The sequence below is a fragment of the Streptomyces sp. NPDC054783 genome (genome assembly GCF_053611725.1).
Genome location: NZ_JBSHAY010000011.1, coordinates 213,054 through 229,988 on the forward strand (window position 1 = coordinate 213,054; position 16,935 = coordinate 229,988).

The window sequence follows — 16,935 nt, forward strand, 5'->3', positions numbered from 1 at the left end:
ACGATGCGGTTCCGCCGAGCGGAGACCGGCGGACGGCGGAGGATCAACGGGCGGGGTCGAGGAGGATCTTGCGGACACCGGCGGCGCGGCTGTTGAACAGCTCGTACGCCGCGGGGCCGTCCGAGAGGGCGAAGCGGTGGGAGACCACGGCCTCCGGCGTGATCCGGCCGGCCTGGGCGAGGGGGATCAGGGCAGGGAGCTCATAATGGATTGAGCAGAGCCCGATGGCGAACTCCAGCTCCTTGATCTGGGCCAGTCCCATGTGGAAGGGAAAGGCTTTGCTCTGGCTGACGCCGATGACGCTGACCCGTCCTGCCTGCCGGACGGCTTTGAGGGCCAGCCCGATGGTGGCGTCCGAGCCCACGGCCTCCACCACGGCGTCCGGCCCGCGCCCTGCCGTCATCTCCCGTACGGCCGTTCGCGCATCCTCACCCTCGACGGGCTCGACGCCCAGGGTCTCGGCGAAGGCCCGGCGCTCCGCGACCAGGTCCACGCCCAGCACACGGGCCGCACCCATCATGAAGGCGGACTGCGCGGCCATGAGGCCGACCGGGCCCAGGCCGATGACAAGAACCGTTTCGCCGGGCTGAATGCGGGCTCGGCGGCAGCCGTACCAGGCCGTGGGTGCGTTGTCCGTCAGGACGATGGCCGCCTCGTCCGAGATGCCTTCGGGCAGGTGCACCAGGTTGACATCGGCATGGGGCACCGCCAGGAACTGGGCCTGGCTCCCCGGAAGGCCCGGGCTCACTCCGTAACAGAGGTCCGTCGGCGCATGTGCTCGCTCGCACCTGGCGGTGAGTCCCTTCGCGCAGGTTCCGCACAGCGTGCAGCCGACCGAGGCGGGAACCAGGACGCGGTCGCCCGGCTTGAATCGGGTGACACGGTCGCCGGTGTCGGCGACCACGCCGACGCACTCGTGTCCCGGGGTGTAACCGGTCTCCGGGGTGAACCCGTGGCCGCCGTAGATGTGCAGGTCGCTGCCGCAGATGCCGGCCGTGGTGACCTGGATGACCGCGTCGGTGGGGCTGGTGACGGCCGGGTCGGGGACATCCTCGAAGCGGATGTCGTGGGGGCCGTGGTAGGTCAGTGCCTTCACTGGATTGACTCCCGCAGCGCGCCAAGGCGCATTTATCAGTCATTAATGCACGCGTATTACTTCGGCGGGGCGACGCTAGCATGGGCATTCGTGACAGCACATGAGACGCAGGCCACGTCGCCTCGGAGCCGGAAGGCGGGTGACACGCGCGCCACCCTCATCCGGGCTGCCGAGCAGCTGTTCGCGGCGAAGGGCGTCGACGGTGCGTCGCTCAACGAGATCAAGCGGGCCGCCGGCCAGCGCAACGCCATGGCCCTGCAGTACCACTTCGGCGACCGGGCGGGTCTGCTGCGCGCCGTGCTCGACAAACACCTCCCCGCGGTGGACGCCTGCCGGGAGGTACTGCTGCAGCAGTGCGAGGACAGTGGCGCCGTGGATCTCCGGTCCCTCGCCGCCGCACTGGTGCTGCCGGCCGCCGCGAAACTCGCCGACCCCGACGGCGGCCGCGAGTTCCTGCAGATCGTGGCCGAACTGCTCAACCGCCCCGAACCCCTGGTCGAGGCCGTCGTGACGGAGGGGTCGAGCATCTATCCCTGGCGGCGCCTGGTGGAGCCGCTGCTGACTCCCGAGTCCATCGCGGTGTTCCACACCCGCTTCACCGCCATGCGGTTCTGCCACGCCGAACTCGCCGCCCGGGCCGCCGGACGCCCTCGCAGGGACGACCGGTTGTTCACCAGCCGGCTGGTCGACCTGGTCACCGCGCTGCTGGCCGCGCCGGTGTCCGCGCAGACCGGGCGACTGCTGCAGGAGCGAGACCGCAAGGGCGGGTTCGAGCGGAAGGCCTCGACGCGCTGACCGGTCCGGCCTTGCGGCCGAACTGGACAACGCCGGGGTGCTGCGCGTGGTGAACATCACACACCTCGACATACCTACTGGTCGGTACCCTGCAGCGAGGCCCTGAACGACAGGAGGCGCGATGTCCGTGACCAACCGACAGATCCGTCTGGCGGCCCGCCCCGTGGGCGAAGTGAAGCCCGAGGACTGGGAGCACTGCTCCGGGCCCGTCGAAGAGCCGGGCTCCGGACTTTTCGCCGGACGGACGCGTGTCATCTCCCTGGACCCGGCCATGCGGGGCTGGCTGGACGACCGCCCTTCCTACCTGCCGCCGGTGGGCATCGGTGAGGTGATGCGCGCCGGATCGGTCGTCGAGGTCACCACATCCCACCACCCCGACTTCCAGCCGGGCGATCACGTGGTCGGCGTGTTCGGCGTCCAGGAGCATGTGATCTCCGACGGCAAGGGCGCCATGAAGATCGACACCTCACTGGCCCCGCCCTCGACGTATCTCGGCGCGCTGGGCATGCCCGGCATGACCGCCTACTTCGGTCTGCTGGACGTCGGGGCCCTGAAGGACGGCGAGACCGTCGTGGTGTCAGGGGCGGCCGGCGCGGTCGGCACCATCGCGGGACAGATCGCGAAGGCCAGGGGCTGCCGGGTCGTCGGCATCGCCGGAGGGCCGGAGAAGTGCGCCATGCTCACCGACGAACTGGGCTTCGACGCGGCGATCGACTACCGCGCCGAAGACGTCAGGAAAGCGCTGCGTCACCATGCCCCCGACGGCATCGACGTCTACTTCGACAACGTGGGAGGGGACATCCTCGACGCCGCCCTGACCCGGCTGGCGATGCACGCGCGCGTCGTGATCTGCGGTGCGATCAGTCAGTACAACAACGCCACGCCGGTCAAGGGCCCTTCCAACTACCTCTCGCTGCTGGTGCGCCGCGCCCGCATGGAGGGCTTCGTCGTCTTCGACTATGCCAAGCGTTACGCGCAGGCGGCGCAGGAGATCTCCGCCTGGATCGGCGCCGGCCGCATCAAGGTCAAGGAACAGGTGGTGCGGGGGAGCGTGGACGACTTCCCCGAGACGTTGCAGATGCTCTTCCGCGGGCAGAACGTCGGCAAGCTCGTCCTGGAGCTGGCGTGACCGCTGACGCGACTGGGGCCGCGCCAGCACACGGCACAGCTCATAGCTGAGTCGGCTGTTGCCCCTGGTCCGCCGCGACGGTGTCGGCGTCCGTGGCTGACCGCGTCGGCCGTGGGCCGTGCCGCAGGGTGTCGTCCAGCCAGTCGTAGATGCGGGCGAGGGCCAGTCGCTGGGCGCCCGCCTGGCAGTGGGCGTCGGCGCCCTCTGCCGTGGTGAACTCCATCAGGGTCCGGGGGCAGGTGAGGTGGTCGTAGAGCTGCCGGGCCTGCCCGCCGAAGAACAGGTCCTCGACGGCCTCGCAGACCAGCGTGGGGCATTCGATCCGTTCGGCGAGGCCGTCGCGGAGGTGGTAGTCGAGATAGGCGGCACCGAAGGCGCGGGGGGTGCCGGCTCCCATCACGTACATGCCGTGGTTCAGCGCCCACCGCATGACCGGGTCGGTGGCGATCAAGTGGTCCAGCGTGGCGTCGAGTTCGGGGTCCGAATCCGCGCGAAGCCGCCGTTCGGCCTCGTCCCGGTCGCCGGGTACGACGTTGGTGACCGCCTGGCCGAGGTCGTAGACGCCGTCGAGGGCGATCACCGCGGCCAGCCGGCGTTCGAAGGCCGCCGCCCTCGGCGCCAGCAGTCCGCCCATGCTGTTGCCGAGCAGCGCGACCCGGTTCCCGTCGACCTCCGGCAGGGTCAGCGCGAAATCGAGGACGGGGCCCACGACGTTCTCCCAGTCCGGACGGAAGACCAGTCCGTCGCGGTGCAGCGGCCCTGGCTGCCCCGGGCCTTCGAAGACGAGGACGGTGTAGCCGCGCTCCACACCCGCCATCGCTCCGAAGAAGTGCATCTCCTCGGCCGTGCCGTCGAAGCCGTTGTGCATGACCACGGTCGGCCGGGCCGTCGTGGAGGCGTCGGCCCGGTAGAGATAGCCGGGCAGGGTGCCGCCCTCGTAGGGGATGCGGACCGGCTCGATCCGTGGGGTGGTGAACAGTTCCGCGGCGGCGTGGAAGCACTCCACGCTGCGTTCGTAGGCGTGGTGGTGGCGGGGGTCGCACGGGTACCCGTGCAGGAAGAACTCCGCCGACCGGTAGTAGTTCGACGCCCGGAGGAATCCGTCACGGGCGCTGACCGGGTGGCCCTGCGCCAGGGCCCGCCGGGCCTCGGCGGACACGCGGTCGGCGGTGGCCAGCCACTCGTCGTGCCAACTGCCGTAATCGCCCTCCACGATGCGTACGCTCGTCGAGACGACCTCGCCGAAGTCGGCCCCGCCGTAGGTGATGTGGCCGAACGACCGCAGGGTCTCGTACCAGAACTGGGCGTCCTTCGGGAACAGCAGGGGTTTCATGATCGCTCCTTGTCGTGAGGGGGCTCGGGGGGCCGGTGCCCTGGGGGACGAGTCGTGCCCGTCCCCCAGGGCGGGTGGTGGTCAGCCCCGGTTCCGCTCGGGGGCGCTGTCGGGGATCCAGGAGCCGTGGAGTCCGGCGCTCACCCGGTGGGGCAGGTGGACGGTGGCGATCCGGTCGAGGCCCGAGGCGTCGAGGACCAACAGGTGCGAGGCGTCCTGCTTGAGGTCGGAGACGACGGTGAGCAGGTAGCCGTCGTCCTCGCGGGTTGCTCCGGCAGCGGGGACGAACACGGCTTCGCTGGGCATGCGGGCGTCGCCGACCTGGTGGACGCGGCGGGCACCGCTGGTGCGGTCGTACTTGACCAGGCCGTAGCCGCCGAAGCCCTTCTCGTCGGGGAAGGAGATGGCGTACTGGTAGCGGTTCTCGGCGCCCAGGTAGTCCTCGTTGAGAGTCGGGAACTCCACCGGCAGGTCGTCGATGATCTGCTCGTCGACGCTGCCGGCCGTCAGATCGACCACCCAACGGCGGGTGTAGGAGCGGGCGACGGGCTCACTGCCGCGCCCGGGCGCGCCGATCCACCAGTTCCAGGAGAGGTGGAAGCCCTCGCGGTCCACCGTGGGGCCCTCCAGGACGATGCGGCCCTGGCCGTCCTCGTAGGCGTTGGCGACGTGCAGCATGTTGCCCGGTTCGATCGAGAACCAGCGGATGTGGCTGGCGCCGTCTTTCCCGCGGGGCATGACACCGATGCGGGAGGGCTGCCGGTCACTCCAGCCGTAGGGGATGCCGGAGTGGTCGGCCGGGTCGAAGGTGACGTTGCCCTCGACGAAGACCACGTGGTGGCGCGTGATGGCGAAGTCGTGCTTGAGCGAGGCCGTCGCTCCCTGCACCTCGGCACTGTGGACGATCTCGCCCTTGGCGTCGGCGACGTAGTACACCAGGTAGGGCGGGAACGGCGAGGATCCGAAGAAGTGGAGCTCTCCCGTCAGCGGGTCCTCCTTCGGGTGCGCGGTCATCGCGGTGCGCAGTTTGCCGTCGAAGTCGTACGCGCCGACCGTTTCCAGGTCCTGGCCGAGTTCGAAGGGGTAGTTCGCCTCGCACAGAGCGAGCAGCCGTCCGGCGTGCTCGATGACGTGGGTGCCGGCGGTGCTGGCGGTCAGGTCCGGTCCGTGCTCGGTCATGTAGGGGGCGCCGTCCAGGGCGGGGGTGCGCACCCAGCGGTTGCGGTACCACTCGGCGCGGCCCTCGCGCAGCCGGATGCCGTGGACCATGCCGCTGCCCTTGAACCAGTGGGTCGGGGTGACGCCGGGCTTGGGGTTGTGGCCGTTGCGGAGCAGCCGGCCGGTCAGCTCGGGGGGCAGGGTGCCCTCGACAGTGAGTTCGGTGGCGGTGACCTCGTCGGCGACGGGGGTGTAGTGGCCGGTCAGGTAGGGCTTGTCAGCAGTCATGGCAGAAACCTCATTCGGTGATGTGATGCGTTGTCAGACGGTCTGTTCGGCTCGGGTCCTGAGGCTGGAGAGCCAGCTCTCCAGGGATTGGTGGAGGGCCTTGCCGAGCCGGTCGGCCTCGGCCTCGACCGGGGCGCCGCTCCAGGACTCCTCGGTGCGGACGGTGACGTGGTCGCCGTCCTGCTCGAACGTCCACACGTGCATGCCGGTGATGCCGTCGGCGGGGCCGCCCCACACGATCCGCTCGCCGGGGACCAGTTCGCGCACGGTGGAGGTGATGTCCAGTCCGTGGGTTCGCCAGCTGAAGGAACTGCCGGGCCCCAGCGGACCGTTGGTCGCGGCCTGGTCGATGTCCGCGTTCCAGGTGGGCCATGCCGTGACGTCGGTGTGCAGGTCCCACACCGTCGTGAGCGGGGCGTCGATCACGGTGCTCAGGCGGACGATGACGGGGGCGGTCTCGTCGATGGTGACCATGGATGTGCTTCCTTTCCTGATGGCATGTGCCGGTGGTGCGGCTGATCCATCGGTTCAGGCGATGCGGGAGGTTCGTGGGGTGTGCGGGCCGGTGGCCGGGCACGTGGGGGTGGTTGCGGTCCGCTCACCGGTACGGCGGGTGAGGAGCAGCGCGAGGAGAGCAGTGCCGAAGAGCAGCGCGGACGAGACGGTGAACGCGACCCGGTAGCCCGCGGTGAGCGCCTCCACGCGCGACCGGTGGACCGCGGCGTGCGCGGTGACCGATCCGGCGAGCGTCGCAAGGGCGGCGAGTCCGATCGCGCCACCCACCTGGCGGGTGGTGTTCACCAGTCCCCCGGCCAGGCCCGCGTCCTGTGGCGGAACGCCGTCCACGGCGAGAGCGGTGAGCTGGACGAAGGCGATGCTCAGGCCGAGGCCGACCAGGATGCTCGGACCGAAGATGTCGGAGAAGTAGCTCCCGTCGGCGCTGATCCGCGACAGCCACAGCAGGCCCGCGGCCTCGGTGAGCAGGGCTGCCGTCACGGTCGCGGTGGCGCCGGTGCGCCGGGACAGGCGCGGGGCCAGGGCTGATCCGAGCATGTTGGCGACGGCGAGCGGGAGTTGGCCCGCCCCGGCCGCCAGGGGGCTGGATCCGAGGACCTGTTGCTGGTAGAGCGGCAGGAAGAAGAACAGGGCGATCCACACGGATCCCAGCAGGGCCATCAGCAGGTTGCCCGCGGCCACCCGGCCCGTCGTGAACAGCCGTGGCGGTATCAGTGCGTTCGGCCGGCGGAGCTCGATCACGGCGAAGGCCGCGAGCAGTGCGGCGGCGGCGCCGAGGGCGCCGAGCACCCGGCTGTCCGTCCAGCCGTCGCCGCGTGCGGTGGTCAGCCCCCAGACCAGGGCGGTCAGGGCCAGGGTGACGGCGACGGTGCCCAGCAGATCGAACCGTTCGGCCTCGCGGCCGGCCGACCGTGGGACGAGGGCCACCACGGCGGCCAGGACCAGTGCGGTCCCCAGCGCGACGGAGTAGAAGATCCATGACCAGCCCCACGCCTGCGTGAGGACACCGCCCAGCAGGACGCCGCCCGCTCCTCCGGCCCCGGACACCGCGCCCCACACGCCCAGTGCCCTGCCGCGCCCGGGGCCGGGCGGGAACAGGTCCATGGTCAGGGCCAGCGCGGCCGGGGCGATGGCGGCGGCACCGAGGCCCTGGACGGCGCGGGCCGCGATCAGCACGCCCGGGGAGGCGGCCGCTCCCGCTGCCAGCGAGGCGACCGCGAACAGAGCGAGGCCGGCGGCCAGCACCCGGCGGCGGCCGAGCAGGTCGGCCGCCCGCCCGCCGGCCAGCAGCAGCGCGCCGAACACCAGGCCGTAGGCGTTGACCACCCAGGTGGTGCCACTGTCCGACAGGCCGACCCCGGCGCGGATCTGCGGCAGCGCGACGTTCACGATCGAGGTGGCGAGCATGACGGTGAACTGGGCTGCTGCGAGCACCGCGAGCACGGCTGACTGTCGCGAGCCGGGCGGTGTCCGCCCCGGCTGTGTGCGTGTGAGGTCCATGGCGCACAGACTCGTGCGCAGCGGTGTCCACTATCCAGGTCTGTCAGGGGCGACGACTGTCCACTCCTGTCCGCACCTGTCCACCCGGTCCTGCCGGCGGCGGGCGCCTGCCGTGGCCGTCGGGCGCCCTGCCGCGGCTATCGGGGGCCGTGCAGCTCCTGCTGCCACAGGGCCTCGCAGAGCAGGTCCAGGCCCTGACGCACATGGCGCCGGTACGTGCCGTACGGAAGGCCGAGGCGGCGGGCGGCGGCCTCCTGGGTGGGCGCTCCGGAGAAGTAGCCCGCGGTCAGGGCCTCGCGGGCGCGCAGGCCGCGCGGGTCACCGGCGAGGTCGTCGACGGCCTGACGCAGCAGGGCCCGCAGTTCTTGGACGGGGTCGGAGAGGTCGGCCGCCAGCCGGGTGCGCGTCAGGGCGCAGGCAGCGAAGGCGGCCGGGTCCCTCCAGTGCGTCAGGGCTTCGCGCACGGCCTGGTCGAACCCGGTGCGCGAGAAGCCCGACGGCCCGGACGGGGCAGGGTCGTCCGCGGCCGATATGAAGCGGTTGAGCCAGGCCTCGACGGGCACTTGGCGCCAGTCGACGCCGAACAGGCCGTAGGTGTGCTCACCGACCCGCGGTCGCGCACCGGTGTCGCTGAGGGTGCCCTCGACACGCTCGGCCCAGGTCTCGGCATCCCGCCAGACGGCGAAGCCGTAGGCGCGGGCGCGGGCGCGGGCGGCCTCCGCCTGGGCGCGGGAACTGCTCAGGTCGATGACGCGGGAGGGGACCTGGTACCGCTCGGGGTAGACCGAGAAGCGGCTTATGCCGATGTGTTCGCCGGGGTTCACCGGTGCGGTGGCGTCGGTGTGCTCCCACGCTGCGGCGACGACGGGATCGGTGGCCAGGTCCTGGGCGTCGGGAGGGGCCGGCAGAGCGAGTCGGGCCGTGAACGCCACGATGCGGCCCGTAGCGACGAGACGGTACACGCTGAAGGCCTGCGGCTGGCGCTGTGCCCAGTAGCGGACGAGTTGTGCCGAGGCGGACCCCTCGGTCTCCTCTGCCATCCGCAGCACGACGTCCATGTCGTCCGGGTGCAGCGGGCGGTCGTGCACCTCGTCCTCGCGGGACCAGGTCCGTAGTCGGGCCAGGATCTTCCCTTCGCGGAAGAGGTAGAACAGCTCGTCGATGACGGTCCAGACGCGTTCCTCGGGTGCCTCGCGCAGTATGCGCAGGTATTCCTCCGCCAATCGCTGGCGCATCGTCACGAACGCGTGGGGAGCCCGCCAGCGCAGGTCGGCGGCGAGTGTCTCGCGTGCCGCGTCGTGCGGGTGGAGCCCCCGATGCGTGGACTCCATGAAGGGCAGGTCCCGCAGCCAGGAGAAGAGCAGATGGGCGTCCTCCTCGGGCAGCACCGCGGTGAGCAGTTCCTCGGACGTCGAATGAGCCTGTGCCGCCACCTCCAGGGCGCGGCGGTGGGCTGCCGTGGGCACCTCACCGATCAGCCCTGTCAGCAGGGTTCGCAGGACGTCCGCCGAAGGGGACCAGATCTCCTCCCGGCTGCAGCCCGTCGATCCTGCGGCCGCGGCGAGGGACAGCGCGAGGGGGTTGCCTCCCGCGAAGCGGAGCACCCGGTCCCGCAGTTCGGGCCGGATCCGCGCCGCGGCCAGCAGGCTCCGGGCCTGTTCCTCGGAGAACGGCTGCAGCTCGGTCACGTGCAGGAGCCCGGCCCAGGCGGGGTCGGCGGTCCACTGCGGCTGCGGAGTGAGCCGGCCGGCCAGCACGACGAGGGTGCCGTCGGCGGCGCGCGGCAGAAAGTGCTGCCACAGCCAGCTTTCCAGCCACTGGCAGTGCTCGAAGGAGTCCAGGACCAGGACCGTGCCGGGAACGTCCAGGAACGGACCGGCCGCGCGCTCGAAATCGTCCGGGTCCCGGCTGACGAAACGGCCGTCCAGTTCGACGAGCAGCCGGCCTGCCGCACGAGCCTGGTCCGCCAGGCACCGCAGAAGCGTCGATTTCCCTATGCCGCCCGGCCCGAACACGTAGAACGCGAACGGCGCCTGCGGATCGCCGGCCAAGGCCCTCTCGAAGCGCCCGAGTTCCTCGTCCCGGCCGACGAAGGCCCGTATGCGCGCTCTGCTCAGTCTCTCACCCACGGACGCCATGGCCGCTCCCGTCCCCATGTCTCGGCACCGGACGCCATGCCCGGAGATGTCCACCGGTCCTCGCGGAGACGGGCACCGGCACGAGGCACGTGCTGCGGTGGTCCGCCCCCTCTTTACGCAGTCCCGCTCCGGCCGGCCGAGACCACGCCGCGCACTCGTTCGCACAGACGGTTTTCAGCCTCGCGAGGTTCGCGCGGGCCCCATGAGGACCTCCAGAAGGCAGCACGTGCCGAAGGTCCCGTCCGTGTCACTTGATGAGCCCCAGGTTCCCGTCGTCGGGGTGGCCGGTGACCAGGAGGGTGGTCTCTTCGACGCGCTGGAAGCGACCGTCGGGCGCGAACCGGGCGAACAGGTAGACCTCGGTGCGAGAGGTGCGGCCGTTGTGCTGGGTCACGCTGACGGTGTGACGGTCGGCGTAGCGCAGCCCGTCGCGGAGTTCGTCGTGGACCTCTATGTGTCCGCTGCGGACCAGGGAGCGGAGGCGTGTCATGTGCTGGGCGAAGGCGGTCCGGTCGCTCCACACACCGTCGGTGCGCTGACGGTAGTCGGGCGTGAAGTGTCGGTCGAGGGCTTCGGCGAGGTCGAGGCCGGGGTTGAAGAGCAGGTCGTTGATGGCGCGGGTGATGTCGGTCGTTGTCATCTCGGTCTTCTCCCGAAGAGGATGGCGGTACAGGGCGGGACCGGCCGCTGCGGCTGGGGGAAGGCGGTGCCCGCCCCGCCGGGCCGGTGAACCGGGCAGGGACGTACAGAAGTCAGTGAAGTTCGGGAGTGCTGGAGGCGGGAGTGAAGTCCACGCAGAGAGAGACGGGGCCGCGGGTGTACAGGCCGGTCTCCCGGTAGCCGAAGCCGGGGGTGTGGCGGACCTGGTCGAGCAGGGGGAGGAGCATCGCGGCGACAGTCTCGATCTCGGCGCGTGCGAAGGCTGCGCCGACGCACTGGTGGAGTCCCGTGCCGAAAGCCAGGTGTTGGGCGGCGGCGGTGAAGGAGCGGGCGGTGCCCAGGTCCGGGCGATGGATGTCGAAGGCGTCCGGGGCGGCGAAGGCGGCGGGGTCACGGTTGGCTGCGCCGATCATGCAGAAGACGGTGGCACCTGCCGGGACGGTGCTGCCGGCGATCACGGTGTCCCGCTCCGCCTGGCGGGGGACGAGCTGGACAGGTGGGGTGTAGCGCAGTGTCTCGGCGATCGCGGCGGGCAGCAGGGTCGGGTCCTGGCGGACCTGCGCCATCTGCTCGGGGTGGTCGATCAGGTGCTTGAAGAGGAGGGCGAGGGTCTTGTCGGCGGGCTCGGTGGCGGCAGCCAGGACATTGATGATCAGCGCGGTCACCTCGCGGTCGCTCATGGTGATGCCGTCGAACTCGGCGGTGCACAGCCTCGATATCAGGTCCTCGCCGGGGTGGCGGCGGCGTTCTCGTATGACGGGAACGAGGTAGGCCTCCAGTTGCTCGGCGCAGTCCATGCAGTGCCGCCGGCGTTCGGGGGTGAGGACGATGCTGGTGATGAACTCGGCGACCCCGCTGTGCCAGGCGGTGACCTGCTGCCAGTCCTTCTTGTCCAGGCCGGGAACGTCGAGCGTCACGCAGACGGCCAGGGGTCTGCCGAAGTCGTTGACGAGGTCCAGCCGCCCCCGGGGAAGAAAGGGTGCGATGAGCTCGGCGGCGTTGGCGTGGATGGCGCGTATCTGGTCCTGCAGGGCCTGCCCGGTGAAGCCACGCACGACGATCTTCCGCTTGGCGGTGTGCTCGGCGCCGGTCATCTGGGCGAGGACCGGCCCGCGCATCACTGGCTCGGCACGTACTTGGAGCGTTTGGGTGGTGAACGTCTCATGATCGGTCAGTACCCGCTTCACGTCCGGGTAGCGGGAGAGGAAATAGCTGTCGATCGCCGGCTCGTAGTGCACCGGTGCCTGGTCCCTCAGCCGCGCGAAGCAGCGGTAGGGGTCGGCCGCGAAGTCCTCGGACAGGATGCTGAAACGGGGATTGACCATGGGCACGACGAAAGCTTCCCAGAGCGCGGGGAGGGGGCGGAAGCGGGGGCGGCCTTGTCACCATGTCGGTCCAAGCAGCCTGCGACTTGGGAATACCAGAGCCCACCAGTAGCGGGGCTGAATCCGTTACGCGTAGCAGCCGTTGACGGTCGCCGCGAGGTCGTCCAAGGCATCCTTGATGGTGCTCGGGTCGGCCGTGGCGCCGTTCTCGACGAAGGAGAACACCTTCCAGTTGCCGTCCTTGCCCTGAGTCAGACCGCTCAGCGCGATGGCGCCGGTGAGGGTGCCGGTCTTCGCGTGCACCTTGCCCACCGCGCACTTGGAGTGGGCGTCGTCGAAGCGGCCGTACTCCGGGCCGAGCGTGCTGCCGGCCTCGCCGGAGACGGGCAGGCCGTCGAGGACGGAGCCGAGGGTGTGCGCGTAGCGGGGCTGCGCCGGCAGTTCGAGGATCCGCGCGAGGGTGGCGGCCGGGATGCGGTCGGCCCGGGACAGGCCGCTGCCGTCGTAGAGCTCGAAGTCGTCGAGCGAAACGCCGTACACCCGGCTCAGCACGTGGCGCACGACCTCGGTGCCGCCTTCGAAGGTGGCCGGCCGGCCGGCGCCAAGGGCGGTCATCCGCAGCAGGGTCTCGGCGATGTCGTTGTCGCTGTGCTTGAGCATCGTATGGACGATGTCCGACAGCGGCGCCGACTTGTGCCGGGCCACCGGAACGTCCGTGGGGTGCGCGGTGGCGCGGGCGACGTGACCGGTGACCGTGATGCCGTCCGCGGCGAGTTGCTCGGCGAAGACCTGCCCGGCGTCGATGGAGGTGTCCTGGACGCCGTGCCCGTCGACGACCAGCGCGCGGACCGGGGCGACGGTGTCGGGGTAGTAGCCGTCGTTCCAGCCCTTGGCCAGGGTCGGCTCCGGGAAAAGGCTGTCGTCGACGGTGACCTTCACGGTGGTCCGGCCCGCGGCCTTGAGCCCGGCGATCGCGGTCTTCGCCAACTCTGCGAGGTCGGCGGTGCTCAGGGTGCGGTCGCCGCCCCCGACGAGGGTCAGGGTGCCGTGGCCGTAGACGACCTTCGTGGTGAACCGGTGCTGCGGGCCGAGCACGTGCAGGGCGACGGTCGAAGTGGCGAGCTTGGCGTTGGACGCCGGCATCAGCGCGGTGGAGGCCTTGTGGCCCCAGACGGTGGTGTTCGAGTCCGCGTCGAGGACCACACCGCTCACGTTCGAGCCCAGTCGCTGATCGAGTACCCGGGTCTTCAGATTCGTGGCCATCTGCTGGTCGCCGGTGTCCAGGTCGTGGGTCTTGGCCGTCGTACCGACACCCTTTTGGGCGGCGAAGGCGGACGGACCCGCCAGGGCGGCGGACGCCACAGGCACGGCCATGGCGAGGACGAGGGCCCGGCGCCGGCCGGTTCCCGCGCCATTCTGTCTGGGCTTGCGGTGCCGGCGCCGGCCTCCCGGAGAGAAGGTGCGCTCGGGTGTCATGGCAGCTATTTCGGTCATCGGGGTTCGAGGCTTTCAGGAAGGGGGGCCTTGGGAAAGGGAAGGTCAAGCGCGCTGCACCGGCCATCACACTTGGCCCTGGCCGTCACCGGCGTGGTATGCGCGGAGCGTTGGACCGGTACCGTCGGTGTGCCCGCGCCACACTGCCGGCTCGGCATCAGTGGTCGCCGGTGATCGGCCGGCGTTCGTAGCACACGGAGTCCGGGTCCGCGCTCGCGGCCTGCCGGCCCTTGATCTCCACCCGCGCGCCGGGCTTGATGGCGTCGTACACCCATTTCCCGGCCTCGGGCGCAAGGGCGATGGCGCCGAGGCCGGCATTTTGGCCGATGCTGTTCAGACCGGCGGAGGGGTCCAGCGCCCACATCAGCAGCCGCTCGTGGTGACGGCGGTCGGTGAAGGTGACGGCCCACTGCCTGACGTCCACATACTTGGTGAACTTGCTGTACTTGTTGGGGGGCATTGTCAGGGTGGGGTACTTGGTGGTGACCGTGACCGCCGTCTCGCCGATCGGGCAGTTGTCCTGCGGCCCGCTGATGGGGAACCTCCTGCCCTCCATGGTCAGTGTGTGGGCGTCCAGGTCGATCGTCACCCGCTGGACGGGCACCGGGGACGGCGCCTGTGTGGGTGTGTGGGACACGGACGCCGCGGGAGGTACGACCGCCCCGGTGGCGGAGCCGAGGGCGCCGGAGATGACGGCGGTGAGGGCCGCCGTCGCCAGCGCACCGGCGGAGAGCACAACGCGCTGGCCGCGGCGGCGCTGTTGCGCCCGACTCCTCGCCTGTGCCCCCGTGGCCGGTGCCGCGCCCTGCGCGGCCAGGCCACGGAGCCGGACGGACAGCTCCTTCTCGGTCAGGGGATGCGGTGGCAGCTGGTCAGACACAGGTTTCCTCCGTGGAGTGGATTTCCTCGCTCGCCAGGTGAGCGGCAAGTGCCGCACGGCCACGTGACAGGCGTGCCTTGACGGTGCCGACGGCTGCATCGCTCTCGGCGGCTATCTGCTCCACGCTCAGATCGCACAGGTGATGCAGCACGATCGCGGTCCGCTGGGCCTCCGGCAGGCGCCGGAGAGCGGCGACCAATGCCACGTGGTCCGGACTCGGTTCGGGCACCGGCCGCGGCACGGTCTCGCCCCGGACCAGCTCCCACCAGCGGCGCGCCCGCCGCCAGCGGCTCATCGCCAGACGGTGTGCCACCGTGCGGATCCACGCCTCGGGATCCCGATCGCCGCTCAGCACGGACGAACGCCGCTCCCAGGCGCGTGCGAACGCCTCCTGGACCACGTCCTGAGCCTCGGCGTAGTCGCCCATCAGGGCGTACAGCTGACCGACCAGACGCGGGCAGGCAGCCGTGTAGAAGAGGTCGAACTCGTCCTCGGTCACCTTGTCGTGCTCTCTTCTTACGGCGCGGGGCCGGTGCGATGGGGGTCATGCGGTCGTGGTCGCGCCGGCTTCGCTGTGCGCGAGCCACTCCTTCCAGGTCAGGTTCCAGTCGCCGTAGCCGTTGCCGGCGGCGACGGTGTCCTTGTTCGCCCCGGTGACCGTGACGACGTCGCCGACCCGCACCTGGTCGTAGAAGCTCTGGGCGGTGCCGTCGGTGGCGAGGCCGACACAGCCGTGGGTGACGTTACGGTGTCCGGCCTCGGTGTCCGCCCGCGGGTTCTGGTGCACGTATGTCCCCGACGTCGTCAGGTGCACGGCCCAGAAGTAGTCGCCGCGGTACTCGTTCCCGAGGCCCACGGTGCGGGAGTCCATGAGCACCTTGCGCTGCTTGTCCATGACGACCATCGTTCCGTTCCAGGTGTCCGTCCCCGGCGCCCCGGTGGTGACCGGGATACGCCGCGTGGTAGCCGCGGTGCGGACGGTCATCATGTGTGTCTTCGCGTCGACCGTGGCCACCAGCGACCGGTCGATGGTGAAGTGCCGGGCGTCGTGCGAGCCCAGACGGAGAGTGACCCGGGTGCCGGACTGCCAGTAGGCGGTGCTGGGGCGGAAGTCGACGCGCTGCCCGTCCAGGAGGCTGCTGTCCTTCACCCAGCTCCACGCCCCCTTCGTGCCCGACGAGGTCTGCACACGCAGCCAGCTCTCGACAGCCTTGCGCTCGGCAGCGGGAACCGACCGGGAGAAGGTGACGGATATAGGCATGCCCACACCCACCGTCTGCCCGTCGGATATGTTCACCCGCGCCTGCGCAAGCACGGCGGGCTCCGGCACCGACGGAACTGGGCGTGCGCCGGGCGCCCTGTCCGCGCCGTCGTCGTCCCTGTCCGCGGTCTTCCCGGCCGCCGAGCCGGAGGCCCGGGCCCCTGGCGCGTCACCGGTAACCCTGACGCCGTAACCCGCGTCCGACGAACAACCGACGGCCGAGAACAGGGCCGCACAGGCCACGACAACGGCGCCGAAACGGCCGGCGGTCCGACCGGCCGAACGGTCCACGTACATGTAATCCCCCTGGATGTGGTGCGGTATCGCCTCTAATACGCACGGGCTCGGAGGCGGGTTGCATCGGAGTGAAACCTTTTTGCCGGGCAGCTGGACGTGGGGGACACACCACGCTCGCGCACCACCTGTCCCTGCCGAACGTGCACGCCGACGCAGCGGACGCTAGGGCCCGCCGGCTCGCGCCAGCGTGTTCAGCATCGCGGACACGTGCACCAGCGCGAACCTCTGGGACGTCCGTGGCCGCTATCGCTGGAGACCGGGTCCTGCTGGTAGCCGCACACTGGCGCCCGGATCTGACACTGCGGCAGCTCGATCCGGTGTTCGGCTTCTCGAAGTCCACAGCCGGCCGGATCGTCGACCACACTGGCCTGCCCGGTCGATGCCGCAGAAGACCGTGCCTCCGGTCCGTCTGGCTCGACAGGCCGTGAAGACCGGTTCGATCACGGCGCGGCGGGCATCGGGTACATCACTGCATACGGACGCGGAGCACTCACATGCCGTGCAGCGACCGCCAACGCCACCAGTCACAAGGGCATTCCTCCCCACCAACTACCTGGATCAGATGCCCTCTTTGGTGGCCGTGGCCCCATCGTAGGTTTCCGGGCTCCCTCAATCTGTAGGCGCCCACCTGCGCCTTTCCGTGCTCCGCCCGGTGGGTCCCAGCGCCGTTCACAGGCCAGGACGTCTGCACGTGCATCCGATCAGAGACGTGACGCCGCGAGCTGTTCGTTGCCTAGTGCCACCACTGACGGTCGGGCGCTGGGTTCACGGCTGCTCCGTGATCCGTGTGGCCGCCTTTTCGGTGATCATGATCGTGGGTGCGTTGGTGTTTCCGCTGATGTGGGTCGGCATGACCGAGGCGTCGACGACACGGAGTCGCTCGACTCCGTGGACCTGCAGTTCCGGATTGACGACGGAGTCGTCTCCGGTTCCCATGGCACAGGTTCCCACCGGGTGACAGGCCGTCGCGCTCCACCTGCGGACGTGCTCTTCGAGAGCCGCGTCGTCCAGGCGGTCCAGGGAGTCCTGGGCCCCGCCGCTGCTCACGACGTGCGAGTCGGGCTT

General features: G+C 70.4%; 15 protein-coding genes and 1 pseudogene. 3 read left to right on the top strand and 13 right to left on the bottom strand.

What is annotated here, in order from left to right:
• Positions 1 to 43: 43 nt before the first annotated feature.
• A complete protein-coding gene (locus tag ACWGJ5_RS21405) occupies positions 44 to 1,096 on the bottom strand; it encodes an alcohol dehydrogenase catalytic domain-containing protein (protein ID WP_453311245.1) in 1,053 nt (350 codons plus the stop codon).
• A gap of 90 nt (positions 1,097 to 1,186) precedes the next feature.
• Here ACWGJ5_RS21405 and ACWGJ5_RS21410 point away from each other — a divergent pair, with 90 nt between their 5' ends.
• Positions 1,187 to 1,891, top strand: a complete 705-nt coding sequence (locus ACWGJ5_RS21410) for a TetR/AcrR family transcriptional regulator (protein ID WP_453311246.1) — start codon at positions 1,187 to 1,189, stop codon at positions 1,889 to 1,891.
• A gap of 121 nt (positions 1,892 to 2,012) precedes the next feature.
• The gene (locus ACWGJ5_RS21415; RefSeq protein ID WP_453311247.1) at positions 2,013 to 3,020 is read left to right on the top strand and encodes an NADP-dependent oxidoreductase; all 1,008 of its coding nucleotides are present in this window, start codon (positions 2,013 to 2,015) and stop codon (positions 3,018 to 3,020) included.
• A 40-nt stretch (positions 3,021 to 3,060) separates the two neighbouring features.
• Here ACWGJ5_RS21415 and ACWGJ5_RS21420 read toward each other — a convergent pair whose 3' ends face one another.
• From ACWGJ5_RS21420 to ACWGJ5_RS21470, 11 genes are all read right to left on the bottom strand, one after another.
• On the bottom strand, positions 3,061 to 4,353 hold the full coding sequence (locus ACWGJ5_RS21420) for an alpha/beta hydrolase family protein (protein WP_453311248.1): 1,293 nt from the start codon (positions 4,351 to 4,353) through the stop codon (positions 3,061 to 3,063).
• 81 nt (positions 4,354 to 4,434) lie between these two features.
• Positions 4,435 to 5,799: a carotenoid oxygenase family protein gene (locus ACWGJ5_RS21425; protein ID WP_453311249.1), complete on the bottom strand. Its 1,365-nt coding sequence runs from the start codon at positions 5,797 to 5,799 to the stop codon at positions 4,435 to 4,437.
• 33 nt (positions 5,800 to 5,832) lie between these two features.
• Entirely contained in the window at positions 5,833 to 6,273 is a 441-nt protein-coding gene (locus ACWGJ5_RS21430) for an SRPBCC family protein (RefSeq protein ID WP_453311250.1), read from the bottom strand.
• Positions 6,274 to 6,327: 54 nt separating this feature from the next.
• Complete coding sequence (locus ACWGJ5_RS21435; protein ID WP_453311251.1) at positions 6,328 to 7,815, bottom strand: MFS transporter; 1,488 nt, start codon at positions 7,813 to 7,815, stop codon at positions 6,328 to 6,330.
• Positions 7,816 to 7,952: 137 nt separating this feature from the next.
• A complete protein-coding gene (locus tag ACWGJ5_RS21440; protein ID WP_453311252.1) occupies positions 7,953 to 9,953 on the bottom strand; it encodes an AAA family ATPase in 2,001 nt (666 codons plus the stop codon).
• 247 nt (positions 9,954 to 10,200) lie between these two features.
• Positions 10,201 to 10,593, bottom strand: a complete 393-nt coding sequence (locus ACWGJ5_RS21445; protein WP_453311253.1) for a nuclear transport factor 2 family protein — start codon at positions 10,591 to 10,593, stop codon at positions 10,201 to 10,203.
• A 112-nt stretch (positions 10,594 to 10,705) separates the two neighbouring features.
• Positions 10,706 to 11,938, bottom strand: a complete 1,233-nt coding sequence (locus tag ACWGJ5_RS21450; protein WP_453311254.1) for a cytochrome P450, cyclodipeptide synthase-associated — start codon at positions 11,936 to 11,938, stop codon at positions 10,706 to 10,708.
• Between the two features lie 126 nt (positions 11,939 to 12,064).
• Complete coding sequence (dacB, locus tag ACWGJ5_RS21455) at positions 12,065 to 13,432, bottom strand: D-alanyl-D-alanine carboxypeptidase/D-alanyl-D-alanine endopeptidase (RefSeq protein WP_453311255.1); 1,368 nt, start codon at positions 13,430 to 13,432, stop codon at positions 12,065 to 12,067.
• 157 nt (positions 13,433 to 13,589) lie between these two features.
• A complete protein-coding gene (locus ACWGJ5_RS21460) occupies positions 13,590 to 14,312 on the bottom strand; it encodes a hypothetical protein (RefSeq protein ID WP_453311256.1) in 723 nt (240 codons plus the stop codon).
• Positions 14,305 to 14,811, bottom strand: a complete 507-nt coding sequence (locus ACWGJ5_RS21465) for a SigE family RNA polymerase sigma factor (protein ID WP_453311257.1) — start codon at positions 14,809 to 14,811, stop codon at positions 14,305 to 14,307. Before ACWGJ5_RS21465 ends, ACWGJ5_RS21460 begins: the two co-directional genes overlap by 8 nt.
• 45 nt (positions 14,812 to 14,856) lie before the next feature.
• Positions 14,857 to 15,870: a L,D-transpeptidase gene (locus tag ACWGJ5_RS21470; protein WP_453311258.1), complete on the bottom strand. Its 1,014-nt coding sequence runs from the start codon at positions 15,868 to 15,870 to the stop codon at positions 14,857 to 14,859.
• A gap of 228 nt (positions 15,871 to 16,098) precedes the next feature.
• Here ACWGJ5_RS21470 and ACWGJ5_RS21475 point away from each other — a divergent pair.
• Positions 16,099 to 16,238 (top strand): annotated as a pseudogene (locus ACWGJ5_RS21475) (transposase family protein); the annotation flags it as partial.
• Positions 16,239 to 16,635: 397 nt separating this feature from the next.
• Here ACWGJ5_RS21475 and ACWGJ5_RS21480 read toward each other — a convergent pair.
• On the bottom strand, positions 16,636 to 16,917 hold the full coding sequence (locus ACWGJ5_RS21480) for a GMC oxidoreductase (RefSeq protein ID WP_453311259.1): 282 nt from the start codon (positions 16,915 to 16,917) through the stop codon (positions 16,636 to 16,638).
• Between the last annotated feature and the right edge of the window lie 18 nt (positions 16,918 to 16,935).

What these genes read in the sequence shown, in the direction of transcription:
- ACWGJ5_RS21470 (WP_453311258.1), bottom strand. Translation starts at nt 15,870, where the DNA reads ATGTACGTGGACCGTTCGGCCGGTCGGACCGCCGGCCGTTTCGGCGCC.
- ACWGJ5_RS21420 (WP_453311248.1), bottom strand. Translation starts at nt 4,353, where the DNA reads ATGAAACCCCTGCTGTTCCCGAAGGACGCCCAGTTCTGGTACGAGACC.
- ACWGJ5_RS21435 (WP_453311251.1), bottom strand. Translation starts at nt 7,815, where the DNA reads ATGGACCTCACACGCACACAGCCGGGGCGGACACCGCCCGGCTCGCGA.
- ACWGJ5_RS21425 (WP_453311249.1), bottom strand. Translation starts at nt 5,799, where the DNA reads ATGACTGCTGACAAGCCCTACCTGACCGGCCACTACACCCCCGTCGCC.
- ACWGJ5_RS21445 (WP_453311253.1), bottom strand. Translation starts at nt 10,593, where the DNA reads ATGACAACGACCGACATCACCCGCGCCATCAACGACCTGCTCTTCAAC.
- ACWGJ5_RS21415 (WP_453311247.1), top strand. Translation starts at nt 2,013, where the DNA reads ATGTCCGTGACCAACCGACAGATCCGTCTGGCGGCCCGCCCCGTGGGC.
- ACWGJ5_RS21430 (WP_453311250.1), bottom strand. Translation starts at nt 6,273, where the DNA reads ATGGTCACCATCGACGAGACCGCCCCCGTCATCGTCCGCCTGAGCACC.
- ACWGJ5_RS21440 (WP_453311252.1), bottom strand. Translation starts at nt 9,953, where the DNA reads ATGGCGTCCGTGGGTGAGAGACTGAGCAGAGCGCGCATACGGGCCTTC.
- dacB (WP_453311255.1), bottom strand. Translation starts at nt 13,432, where the DNA reads ATGACCGAAATAGCTGCCATGACACCCGAGCGCACCTTCTCTCCGGGA.
- ACWGJ5_RS21450 (WP_453311254.1), bottom strand. Translation starts at nt 11,938, where the DNA reads ATGGTCAATCCCCGTTTCAGCATCCTGTCCGAGGACTTCGCGGCCGAC.